General features: G+C 68.0%; 10 protein-coding genes. 5 read left to right on the plus strand and 5 right to left on the minus strand.

Translation table 11 applies throughout. The features are described from left to right. Positions 1 to 170: 170 nt before the first annotated feature. Positions 171 to 3,215 (plus strand): ExeM/NucH family extracellular endonuclease, encoded by a 3,045-nt coding sequence (locus tag ACOYJQ_RS15035; protein ID WP_433459524.1) that lies wholly within the window; start codon positions 171 to 173, stop codon positions 3,213 to 3,215. Positions 3,216 to 3,293: 78 nt separating this feature from the next. On the opposite strand, the gene ACOYJQ_RS15040 is transcribed toward ACOYJQ_RS15035, so the two are convergent. Genes ACOYJQ_RS15040 through ACOYJQ_RS15060 form a run of 5 tightly spaced genes read right to left on the minus strand, consistent with a single transcriptional unit; the run spans position 3,294 to position 7,857 of the window. Then, a complete protein-coding gene (locus tag ACOYJQ_RS15040) occupies positions 3,294 to 4,325 on the minus strand; it encodes an ABC transporter ATP-binding protein (RefSeq protein ID WP_433459525.1) in 1,032 nt (343 codons plus the stop codon). Then, positions 4,322 to 5,116 (minus strand): ABC transporter permease, encoded by a 795-nt coding sequence (locus ACOYJQ_RS15045; RefSeq protein ID WP_433459528.1) that lies wholly within the window; start codon positions 5,114 to 5,116, stop codon positions 4,322 to 4,324. The genes ACOYJQ_RS15040 and ACOYJQ_RS15045 overlap by 4 nt, the downstream gene beginning before the upstream one ends. Next, positions 5,113 to 5,934, minus strand: coding sequence for an ABC transporter permease (locus ACOYJQ_RS15050; protein ID WP_433459529.1), 822 nt, complete (start codon positions 5,932 to 5,934; stop codon positions 5,113 to 5,115). The genes ACOYJQ_RS15045 and ACOYJQ_RS15050 overlap by 4 nt, the downstream gene beginning before the upstream one ends. After that, the gene (locus tag ACOYJQ_RS15055; protein ID WP_433459531.1) at positions 5,931 to 6,776 is read right to left on the minus strand and encodes an alkaline phosphatase family protein; all 846 of its coding nucleotides are present in this window, start codon (positions 6,774 to 6,776) and stop codon (positions 5,931 to 5,933) included. Before ACOYJQ_RS15055 ends, ACOYJQ_RS15050 begins: the two co-directional genes overlap by 4 nt. Positions 6,777 to 6,807: 31 nt before the next feature. Continuing rightward, on the minus strand, positions 6,808 to 7,857 hold the full coding sequence (locus tag ACOYJQ_RS15060; RefSeq protein ID WP_433459533.1) for an extracellular solute-binding protein: 1,050 nt from the start codon (positions 7,855 to 7,857) through the stop codon (positions 6,808 to 6,810). 311 nt (positions 7,858 to 8,168) lie between these two features. Here ACOYJQ_RS15060 and ACOYJQ_RS15065 point away from each other — a divergent pair, with 311 nt between their 5' ends. The 4 genes from ACOYJQ_RS15065 to rfbC all read left to right on the plus strand — a co-directional run bounded on the left by ACOYJQ_RS15065 (position 8,169) and on the right by rfbC (position 11,827). Then, positions 8,169 to 9,023, plus strand: a complete 855-nt coding sequence (locus ACOYJQ_RS15065; RefSeq protein WP_433459536.1) for a metal ABC transporter ATP-binding protein — start codon at positions 8,169 to 8,171, stop codon at positions 9,021 to 9,023. A 7-nt stretch (positions 9,024 to 9,030) separates the two neighbouring features. Next, a complete protein-coding gene (locus ACOYJQ_RS15070) occupies positions 9,031 to 10,245 on the plus strand; it encodes a metal ABC transporter permease (RefSeq protein WP_433459537.1) in 1,215 nt (404 codons plus the stop codon). A gap of 15 nt (positions 10,246 to 10,260) precedes the next feature. Then, positions 10,261 to 11,196, plus strand: coding sequence for a metal ABC transporter permease (locus ACOYJQ_RS15075; protein ID WP_433459539.1), 936 nt, complete (start codon positions 10,261 to 10,263; stop codon positions 11,194 to 11,196). A 67-nt stretch (positions 11,197 to 11,263) separates the two neighbouring features. Next, on the plus strand, positions 11,264 to 11,827 hold the full coding sequence (rfbC, locus tag ACOYJQ_RS15080) for a dTDP-4-dehydrorhamnose 3,5-epimerase (RefSeq protein ID WP_433459541.1): 564 nt from the start codon (positions 11,264 to 11,266) through the stop codon (positions 11,825 to 11,827). Positions 11,828 to 11,843 lie beyond the last annotated feature (16 nt).

The following is an 11,843-nucleotide window of genomic DNA, read 5'->3' on the forward strand; positions in this document are numbered from 1 at the left end:
GCGATTCTCACGATGCCGCAAGCGGCGCGGGTCGCGCATGGATGCGCGCTCCTGAAGACAGGGAGTCGTTCCCGAACGGCAGTTAATCAGTTGTCACTGACGGGTGATATTGAGTCGAAATCCCGTATCCCAACGACAATTCGCAACAAAGTTCTCAGAAGGAAGGTGATATGTCGCTTTTTTCGTTTATTTCGGCTCTTCCGTCGTTCCACCTCGGCAAGATCGGCGACGATACCATCAAGGGCAGCAATCGGCCCGATCTCATCGTCGACCTGTGGGGCAATGACGTCATCGAGGGCCTCGGCGGCGACGACACGATTTTCGCCGGCGCGGGCGATGACATCATCGACGGCGGCGCGGGCAACGACACCATCGACGGCGGCAGCGGTTTCGACATCGCCTTTTATGCCGGCAAAGTATCGGATTACACCTTCGGCCGTCAGTCCTTGTGGTTCCTGAACTGGGTTTCGGTGACGGACAACGCCACCGGCGACCGGGACAAGCTCTTCAACATCGAGGCGCTGCGCTTCAACGGGGACGACTACACGCTCTATCTCGACGGCCGCAATAACGCAGCGCTCGCCCGCGACGACGCGGCGTCGGTGCTAGAGGGTGAGAAGCTGACCATCCGGGCGGTCGACCTGCTCGCCAACGACTGGGACTACGAGGGCGATCCGCTGTCGATCGCCCATGTTTCGGCGACGAGCGCCAGCGGCGCGTCGGTGTCGATCGTCGACGGCGCCGTCACTTACGACGCGGGCGATCTGTTCGCCTATCTCAAGGCGGGCGAGACCGCGACCGATACCTTCACCTACACCGTCGATGACGGCAAGGGCGGTTTCGACACCGCCACCGTGACGGTGACGATCGACGGCGTCGACGCGCCCGAGCCCGCCGTCGCCCCGCGCATCAACGAGATCCACTACGACAACACCGGCACGGATGCCGGCGAGTTCGTCGAGATCCGCGTCAAGGCGGGCGAGGATGCGGCCGGCCTCAAGGTCGAGCTTTACAACGGCAACGACGGCAAGACCTACAACGCCGCGGACGTGTCCGCCCTCGCCAAAACCACGGACGGCGATTACGACTATTACGTCTGGAGCCTGCCCGCCAACGGCATCCAGAACGGCTCGCCGGACGGCGTCGCCCTGTCGCGCGACGGCGAGGTGATCGAGTTCCTCTCCTACGAAGGCGTCTTCACGGCCGCGAACGGCGTCGCGCAGGGCAAGACCTCCATCGACATCGGCGTCGCGGAAGGCGGCGACACGCCGATCGGGCAATCGCTGCAACGCGTCGGCGACGGCCCCACCGACTGGACCGGGCCGCGGGAGCACACCCAGGGCGCGGCCAATGAAGGCGGCGGCGAGCCCGGCCCCGGCGAACCGCAGGCGCTGCTGATCTCGCAGATTCAGGGCACGGCGACGGCCAGCACCTATGTCGGTAATTACGTCCTCGTCTCCGCCATCGTCACCTACACCACGGCCGACGGCTTCTTCCTGCAAGAAGAGGATGCCGACGCCGATGGCGACGTGCGCACCTCGGAAGGCATCTTCGTCTACACGCGCAACGCCCCCGCCGTCGCGGCCGGCGATCATGTCGAGGTTTCCGGCACGGTCGACGAATACTTCAACCTCACGCAGATCAAGGATGTCACGGACATCGTGACGCTGTCGGCGAACAACGCCCAGCCGACGCCGGCGACCATCGCGCTGTCTCCCGATTTCATCGACGATCTGGAGCAGTACGAAGGCATGGCGGTCACGCTGACGACCGGCACGGCGGAACCGCTGACCATCATCGAGAACTACAATTTCGATCGCTACGGCGAGATCGTCGTTTCGGCCGGCGAGCAGGTGACGCCGACGCAGATCTACGATCCCAACACGCAGCTCGATGAAATCAAGGCGCTGCAACAGGCCAACGCCAACAACCGCTTCAAGATCGACGACGGCAATTCCGCCCAGAACCCGGACGCCTTCCCCTACGCGCCCGCCGCCGCCGGCGACAACGGCAACGGCTATCTGGACGCCGGCGACACGTTCTCCGAAGCCGGCCCCACGCTGCGCCTGGGCGCGCAGATCACCGAGCCCGTCACCGGCGTCCTGACCTACAATTTCGACGAATACAAGCTGCTGGTGAATGGCGTGCTGGCGATCGACGAGGCCACCAACGGCGGCGCGCGCGAGCCGGCGCCCGAGGATGTCGGCGGCCGCCTCACGGTCTCCAGCTTCAACCTGCTGAACTATTTCACCACGCTCAACGACGGTTCCGGCGCCGGCTCCGGCCCCGACAACCTGACGCCGCGCGGCGCCACCACCGCCGGCGACCTCGAACGCCAGACCGACAAGATCGTCGAGGCGATGCTGACGATCGACGCCAGCGTCTTCGGCTTGCAGGAGCTGGAGAACAACGGTTTCGGCGATAGCTCCGCCATCGTGGCGCTGGTCGACGCCCTCAACGCCGGGGCGAGCGACGGCACCACCTATGCCTTCGTCAACCCGAACGGGGAGGGTGTCGACGGCTTCATCGGCACGGACGCCATCACCACGGGCCTGATCTACAAGAGCAACGAGGTCAGCCTCGTGGCGAGCGACGTTCTTGTGTTCGACGAGGGCGGCGAGCAGAGCACCCGCCCGGCCATCGCCGCGACCTTCGCGGAAATCACCACCGGCGAGCGCTTCAGCGTCGCGGTCAATCACTTCAAATCCAAGAGCGGCACCGGTACGGGCGACGACGCCGATCAGGGCGACGGCCAGGGCGCGTTCAACGCCATCCGCACCGAAACCGCCCGCCAGCTCGCCGCGTGGCTCGACGCCGCCAATCCCGACGGCTATCTCGCCACGAACGGCATCGACGACACGGATGTGCTGATCATCGGCGATCTCAATTCCTACGCCAAGGAAGATCCTGTCACGGCGCTTCTCGATGCGGGCTTCGTCGACCTGATCGACGCGCACATCGGCCAGGACACCGCTTTCAGCTACCTGTTCAACGGCCAGCGCGGCACGCTCGACCAGGGCCTCGCCAATCAGTCGCTCGCCGGGCAGGTGAGCGGCGTGACCGAATGGCACATCAACGCGCAGGAGCCGGACCTGCTGAACTATTCCAGCCAGTACAAGGATGCGCGTTTCTACAACGTCGATCCCTTCGCCACGTCCGATCACGATCCGCTGCTGATCGGCCTCAACCTGTCGTCCGAGCCCGCGCTCGTCTGACGGCGGTTCCGCCATGCGAGAGGGGCGGCGTCCATGCGGACGCCGCCCCTTTTCCATTCCGGCAAGACGGCGGCGCCGTCAGCGCGCGACCGTGTGAATGTCCTGCCGGCGCAGCGTGAGCGTGACGCCGGTGCCCGGCGCAAGCTCCGCGGAATCGTATCGGTTGGGGGTCTCGACCTTCAGCCGCAGCCCGGCCGCGGTCACGATGTAGCGGATGAACGGGCCGGACAGGCTGGCGTCGGCCACGACGCCGCGCACGCGGATCGCATCGTCGTTTCCGGCGGCTGCGTCGGCGCTGTCGCGCGCATCCGTGAGCCGCCAGTCCTGCGGCTGGATGACGACCGCATCGGGGCTCTGGATGCCGGAAAGCTCGGTGAACTCCGCCGGCGTCAGCACGTTGGCGTCGCCGATGAAGCCGGCGACGAACAGATCGCGCGGCCGGTGATAGATGTCGCGCGGGGTGCCCGTCTGGGCGATGACGCCCGCGTTCATCACCGAGATGCGGTCGCCGAGCGTCAGCGCCTCGTCCTGATCGTGCGTCACCAGAATGCTGGTGAGGCCGGTGTCGCGCTGGATGCGCTTCAGCTCGTCGCGCAGGCGCTTGCGGATTTGCGCATCGAGCGCCGACAGCGGCTCGTCGAGCAGCAGAAGGGCGGGCTCCAGCACCAGCGCGCGTGCGAGCGCCACGCGCTGACGCTGGCCGCCGGAAAGCTGATGCGGGCGCACGTCGGCGCGCGCGCCCAGCGCCACCATGTCGAGCGTCGCCTCCACCTTGCGCGCGATCTCGGCGCGCGGCAGCTTTTTCTGCTCCAGCCCGAAGGCGAGATTCTGGCGCACGGTCATGTTGGGAAACAGCGCGTAGTGCTGGAACACCATCGCGATGCCGCGTTCCTTCGGAGGCAGGTTGTCGATCCGCCGCCCGCCGAGCCGGATCTCGCCCTCCGAAGGCTTCACCAGCCCGGCGATGGCGCGCAGCAGCGTGGTCTTGCCGCAGCCGGAGGGACCGAGCAGCACATGCATCTCGCCCTTGCCGACGGCAAGCTGGATCCCGTCCAGAATGGTGGATGCGCCGTAGGTCGCGCCGACTTTGTCGATGGTGAGATAGGTCATGCGCGTGCGCGCTCCGTTCTGGCAAGCCCCAGCGACGCCAATGTCAGGGCGAGCAGGAGCACGAAATAGACCAGCACGATGACGCTGGTGATGCGCCCGCTCAGGTTGCGCTGGGCGTACATGTACATCTGCAACGTCTCGAAACCGCCGCCCACCAGCATCTTCGCGTAGACGAACTCGCTGAACAGGATGGCGAAGTTCAGCACCGCGGCGACCATGACGCCCGGTGCGATGGCCGGCAGCACGACGCGGCGCAGGATCACCGCGTCGCTCGCGCCGACCAGCCGGCCGGCATCGAGCAGGTCGGCGATGGCGAGGCCCCGCAGGCTGTTCTTGATGGTGATGTAGAACATCGGAAAGCAGACCGGCACATAAACCAGCACCAGCACCAGCGGCGTGCCGTTGATCTGGAGCGGCGGCTGCGAGAAGACGCGCAGGTAGCCCACGACCAGCACGATGGCCGGCACCGCATAGGGCAGGATGACGAGACGCGCCAGCCAGCGGTCGAGCCCCGGCCAATAGATGTGCGCGCACACGATGGCCGGCACGATGAGCACGGTCGCGATGGCCAGCGCGATCGCCGCCACCGCCAGCGAGCGGACCATCGCGGCGATGAAGCGCGGGTCCGACACCACGGAAAGGAAATAGTCGGCGGTGAGGGCGGTCGGCAGCAGCGTGTCGGACCAGTCGGCCGCGAAGGCGTTGATGGCCGTGGCCGCGATCGGCAGCGCCATCAGCGCCGCCATGACGATGAGGAACGCGCGCGAGAGCAACCCGCCGGACGATGTCATGGCCGCTTCTCCCGCGCGAGGATCTGGCTCGCGACGATGGGCACCAGCAACACCAGCAGCAGCAGCAGCGCGATGGCGTTGGCGAGGTTGGGATCGGAGAAGATGTCGCCCGACACGAGGTCGCTGATGGCGATGGTCACGACGTTGACGCTCGTGCCCGTCAGCGCGAAGGTCGTGGCGAAGGTGCCCATGGCGTTGGCGAACAGCAGGATGGCGATCGCCGCGATCTGGCGCGCCAGGATCGGCAGGCCCACCCGGAGCCAGAACCGCAGGGGCGATACGCCCATCAGGGCCGCCGCTTCCTCGATCTCCGTCGTCACGGCGTCGAAGGCGGGGGTCAGCAGCAGCGTCGCCAGCGCGATCTGGAAATAGCAATAGGCGATCGTCAGTCCCGCGAACGAATAGACGTTGAAGCCGCCCGGCAGGCCGAGCTTGCCGACGAGAATGGTGAAGAACCCGTTCATGCCGAACAGGATGATGATCGCCATGGCCAGCGGCACGCCGGCGAAATTGGCGCCCATGCTGCCGAAGGCGAGCGCGAAGCGCCGCACGCCGCCGCCGCGCGCGCGCAGCGCGATGGCGAGCAGGACGCCGGCGCCCATGCCCACCATGGTCGTGAGCACCGAAATCCAAAGCGTGATGGCGAAGGATTGCCGGTAATAGGCGCTGGCCAGCACGGTGCGGTAATTGGCGAGCGAGAAGGCGCCCTGCGCGTCGAAGCTGTCGATGACGACGCTCGACAGCGGCCAGACCACGAGCACCGCGAAGGCGATCAGCAGCGGGAGCGCGAGAAGCCGCATATGCAACGCGCCGCTCATGATTTCGGAGCCGGCAACAGCGCGCCCTCGCCGTAGCGCAGGACGCCCGCCGGCGCGGCGAGCCCGTGACCGGGAATGGCGAGCAGCGCCGCGATCAGCCCGGCGATGTCCGTCTGGCGGATCGTCGCCGCCGGGTCGAGCGTGAAGGTATCCGCGCCGATGGTGTAAAGCGGCACCTCCGTCTCGGTGACATCGGTGCCGCCGTGGCTGGCGTCGTCGCCCATGCCATGATCGCTCGTGACCAGCACGGCGTATCCGCGCGCCAGCCAGTCGGGCACATGGCGGGAGAGCAGATCGTCCGCGTGGCGGGCGGCGTTGCGGTAGGCCGCCGATCCGCCGCCGTGCCGATGGCCGGCATCGTCGATGTTCATCGGATGCACCAGCATGAAATGGGGCGCGTGCCGCAGCAGCAGGTCCTGCGCATCGGCGAACAGGTGATCGTCGGGATAATCGTCGCGCCAGTAGAACGCGCCGTGCGCGATGCCGCCGTCCGCGTTCTCGATGCGGCGGAAGCGCGGCTCGAAAGGCGCATGGTTGTAAAGCTCGCAGAACCAGTGATAGGCGGCCGCGGCCGTCACCAGTCCGGCCCGGCGCGCGAGCGAGAACACGTTGGGATGGCGCGACAGGCGCACCACCGTGTTGCCGGTCACGCCATGATCGAGCGGCACGAGGCCGGTCATCAGCGTTTCGTACAGCGGGCGCGAGAGGGAGGGCAGCGCGCTGCGCAGGCGGTAGACCTGCGCGGCCCCGCCCTCGACGAGCGCCTCGGCATAGCCGAGGCACGCGCGGGCGGTGGCGTAGCGAAGGCCGTCGAGCACGACGAGGATCACCGGACGCATCATGCGGCCCCTGCGGCTGGACGGCGGCGGCCGATCAGAGCTTCGGCGCGACCTGATCGCGCCACTTGGCGGCGATGGTCGGCGCGGACTGCGTCCACGCCTCGCTGTCGATCGGCTTGGCCTTGGCGTACTGGTCGGACGGCAGCAGGCGCGCCTTGGCCTCTTCCGGCAGCGTGACGTGATCGACGCGGATCGGGCGCGCGTAGCCGTTGGCGAGGTTGATCTGGCCGGCGTCGCTCAGGATGTACTCGCGGGCGAGCCTGGCGGCGTTGGCGTTCTTGGCGTGCTTGTTGATGATCGTCGCGTAGCCGCTGGTGATCGAGCCGTCAGCCGGGATGAGGACCGTGAACTTGTCGCGGCCGACCACGTCGCGATAGTTCAACGCGTTGAAGTCCCACAGCGCCGCGACCTGGATCTCGCCCTTTTCGAGGCTCGCCGGATTGGCGGCGTTGGAGACGAGACGACCCTGCTCGGCGAGCTTCACGAACAGGTCGATGCCCGGCTGGAGGTTGTTCTCGTCACCGCCCTGCGCCACGGCGGCGGCGAGCACGGCGGCGTTGTCCTGCGCGGCGGAACCCACCTGCGCGATGGAGAACTTGTAATCGCCTTCGAGCAGGTCGGCCCACGACTTCGGCGGGTTCTTCACCTCGTTCGAGACGATGAAGGCGATGGTGCCGGTGTAGCCGATCACCCAATGGCCGTCCGCGTCCTTCGCCCAGCCCGGGATCTGGTCCCACGTCGTGGGCTTGTAGGGCTGCGTCACGCCGCGCTTCAGGGCGATGGGGCCGAATTCGAGGCCGACGTCGCCGATATCGGCGGTGGCGTTCACGCCCTCGTTGGCGAACTTGGCGATTTCCTCGCCGCTGCTCATGTCGGTGTCGGCATGCTTGAGGCCGTACTTCTCCGTGAGCTGCGCCCAAGTATCCTTCCAGTTCGCCCAGCCGTCCGGCATGCCGACGCTGTAGATCGCGCCTTCCTTGCGCGCGGCGGCTTCGAGCGTGGCGAGGTCGTCGGCCCGGACGGGCGCGGCGACGGCGAGCGCCGCAACGGCGGCGGCGAACAGTGAAGACGTGATCCTGCGCATGGCGCCTCTCCGGGACGAAAAAAACAGCGCCGACTGTCTGCCACTCCGCAATGACGCCGGTGTGACAGCTCTTGTGTGACGGCTCTTGTGTGACGGCTCTTGCCCGCCCGCCGGCTCCCGTTCTTATTGCAGTTAATTTGCAATTGCAAAAATCGGCGACCGTGGCTATCTTTTGCTTCAGGAAGGCGAGGCCGCCTTCCGGCGCGTTTGCCGGGCCGGCAAACGGTCAGCGATGCGTTGTTTCGAGCGAATGCTTGTCATCGAATGGTTTCATTCGACCGGGAATCGCTCCGGGAGGTTTGGGGATCGACATGGCAAACGCCGCCACGCCGCAGCTCGTCGCGCGCAACGGTCACGTGCTGGCCGGAAAGGGCGCGCCCGGTTCCTGCGATGTATCAAGTCCTTTCGCCATATCGGGGCTCACGGTCAGCTATGATGGCCGCCCGGCGGTGCTGTCGGTCGATTTCACGACGCCGCCGGGGGCGATGGTGGCGATCGTCGGTCCCAACGGCGCCGGCAAGTCGACGCTGATCAAGGCGGCGCTCGGCATCGTGCCGCGCCTTTCCGGCGAGGTGACTGTCTTCGGCGCGGCGCGCGAGCGGGCGATGGCGCGGATCGCCTATGTTCCCCAGCGCGCCAGCGTGGACTGGGATTTTCCCGCCACCGTCGTCGACGTGGTGATGATGGGTTATTACCGCCGCCTCGGCCTGTTCCGGCTCGCGGGCAAGCGCCTGCGGCGCGGCGCGCTCGATTGCCTGGAACGCGTGGGCATGGCGGCTTTCGCCGATCGCCAGATCGGGCAATTGTCCGGCGGCCAGCAGCAGCGCGTGTTCATCGCGCGGGCGCTGGCGCAGGAAGCCGACCTTTATATCATGGACGAGCCCTTCGCCGGCGTCGACGCGGTGACGGAGCGCGCCATCATCGCGGTCCTCAAGGACCTCAAGGCGGCGGGCAAGACGATCATCTGCGTCCACCACGATCTCGGCACGGTGGCGGAATATTTCGACCATGTGCTGCTCATCAACGTGCGCCTCGTCGCGGCCGGGCCGGTGGCGGAGGCGTTCACCCTCGACAACCTGCAACAGACTTATGGCGGGCGGCTGCTGATGACGGAGGGCGCCGGCGGTCTGCCGCCCGCTTCCCCGGCCTCCCCCGCGACGGCGTGAGGCGGACATGGGCGCGATGATGGAGGCGCTGCTGCCGGCGCTTTTCCTGCGGGCGGGCTACAACACGGCGCTGGTGACGGTGGGGGCGGCGCTGCTCGGCGCGGCGGCCGGGGCCATCGGCGCCTTCATGCTGCTGCGCAAACGCTCGCTCGTCAGCGATGCGATCTCCCACGCCACGCTGCCGGGGCTGGCGCTGGCCTTCATCGTCATGGCGCTCGCCGGCGGCGACGGGCGCTTCATGCCCGGCCTGCTCGCGGGCGCGGCCGTGAGCGCGGGGATCGGCCTCGTCGCCGTGGAGGCGATCGCGCGGCGCACGCGGCTGACGGAGGATGTCGCCATCGGCGCGGTGCTGTCGGTGTTCTTCGGCCTCGGCATCGTGCTGCTCACGGTCATCCAGACCATGGAGAGCGGCCGGCAGGCCGGCATCGGCGGTTTCCTGCTGGGGTCGACGGCCGGCATGCTGCGCGGCGAGGCGGAGGTGATCGCGGTCGCCGCCGCGCTCACCGGCGTCGCCGTCTTCGTCCTGCGCCGCCCGCTGACGCTGGTGTGCTTCGATGAGGAATACGCCGCGACGCAGGGCGTCGACGTGCGCGCCACCGATCTCGCCATGATGGCGCTGGCGCTCGCCGTCACCGTCATCGGGCTCAAGGTGGCGGGATTGGTGCTGATCGTGGCGCTCACCATCCTGCCGCCGGTCGCGGCCCGCTTCTGGACCAACCGCGCGGAGCGGATGGCGCTGATCGCGGCGGCCATCGGCGCGGTGTCGGCGTGGCTCGGCGCGGTCATCTCCTCGCTGGGGCCGGGGCTGCCGACCGGCGCGCTGATCGTGCTGGTGTCGTTCGCGATCTTCCTGTTCTCGCTGCTCTTCTCGCCGCTGCGCGGGGTGCTCGCCGGCCGCATGGCGACGCTTGCGCTGACGCGGCGCGTGCATGAGCGTCAGGGGCTGCTGGCGCTGGCGCGCGAGGAGCCGATCTACGACACGCTGACGCTGCGCGTGCTGCGGCGGGCCGGCCATATCCGCGCCGACGGCGCGCCGACGCTCGCCGGGCGCGCGGCGGCGGCCTCGGCCGCGCGGGAGGAGGCGCTGTGGAGCCTCTATCGCAAGCTGTTTCCCGACGAGGCCGCGAGCGCCGGCTATCACGGCCTCGCCCCGATCAACGAATCGCTGCCGTCCGACGTGGTGCGCGATCTCGAGCGGCGCTGCAACTTCAAGGCTACCTGATGCGAGGGCTATCTGATGGGCGCTGATTTCGTCATGCTCGGCCTCGTGCCGATGACGGTGGGCGTGCTGGTTTCCGTGGCCTGCGCGCTGCTCGGCAATTTCCTCGTGCTGCGGCGGCAGGCGCTGATCGGGGATGCGGTGAGCCATGTCGTGCTGCCGGGCATCGTGCTGGCCTATATCGCCACCGGCACGCTCGCCGCCGGCGCCATGCTGGCGGGCGCGGGGGCGGCGGCGGTCATCGCGCTGGTGCTGATCGAGATCGTGCGCCGCGCCGGCCGCGTCGAGCCGGGGGCGGCCATGGGCGTGGTGTTCACCGCGCTGTTCGCGGCGGGCGTGCTGCTGCTGGAGCAGACGGATACGCGCCGGGTGCATCTCGATGTGGAGCATGCGCTCTACGGCAATCTGGAGAGCATCGTGTGGTTTTCCGCGCAGGGCTGGGGCTCGCTGCTCGACCCCGCCGCTCTCGCCGACCTGCCGCCCCAGGTGCCGCGCCTCTTCATCACGCTGCTCGCCGTGATCGCCTTCGTCGCCGCGTTCTGGAAGGAGCTTTTCGTCGGCACCTTCGACCCCGGCTTCGCGCAGAGCGTGGGCGCGCGTCCCGGCCTCACCGGTTTCGCGCTGGTGGTGATGGTGGCCGTCGTCGCCGTGATGGCCTTCGACGCGGTGGGCGCGATCATCGTGGTGGCCATGTTCATCTGCCCGGCGGGCGCGGCGCGGCTGATGACGGACCGGCTGCTGCCGCAACTCCTGTGGAGCGTCGCCTTCGCCTTCGCCGGGGCGGTTGCCGGCTTCACGCTCGCCGCCTATGGCCCGCAATGGCTCGGCTTCGCGTCGAGCGTCAGCGCGGCGGGCATGATCGCGACGGCGAGCGGCGCGATCCTCGGCCTTGCATGCCTGTTCGGCCCCAGACGCCACCGGCGCGGCATGCCGACATCGGGCGGAAGTGCTTGAAAACAGCCCGCGAGGATTTATACATCGACAGTCGCGCTTCCGCAGCGCCTGCATCCCGGTGGGTTCCGTGATTGTCAAGACCTTCGATATTTCCGGCCTCGCGCTGGTCGTTCCCCGGCGGTTCGAGGACGCGCGCGGCCATTTCGCCGAAACCTGGTCGGACCGGCGGTTTCGCGAGGCGGTGGCGGATGCCGGCTTCGTGCAGGACAACCAGTCGCTGACGCGGCGCAAGGGCACCGTGCGCGGCCTGCACTACCAGCGCCCGCCGGCGGGGCAGGGCAAGCTCGTGCGCGTTCTGGCCGGCGCGATCCTCGACGTGGCGGTGGACGTGCGCGCCGGCTCGCCGACCTTCGGCCGGCATGCGGCGGTGCGGCTCGATGCGCGGGAGGGCGCGCAGTTCTGGGTGCCGGAAGGGTTCCTGCACGGCTTCTGCACGCTGGAGGACGATACGGCCGTGGCTTACAAGGTGACGTCCTATTACAGCCCCGAACACGACGCGGGCGTCGCCTTCGACGATCCGCAACTCGGCATCGACTGGCCGGTGACGGCGGCGGAGGCGGTGCTCTCCGACAAGGACCGCAGCCTGCCCCGCTTCGCGGACATGCCGGCGGCCTTTATGTGGCAAGCGTAACGTGGCAAGAACAACG

This window comes from Pseudochelatococcus sp., from assembly GCF_050946405.1.
Classification (GTDB): domain Bacteria; phylum Pseudomonadota; class Alphaproteobacteria; order Rhizobiales; family Beijerinckiaceae; genus Pseudochelatococcus.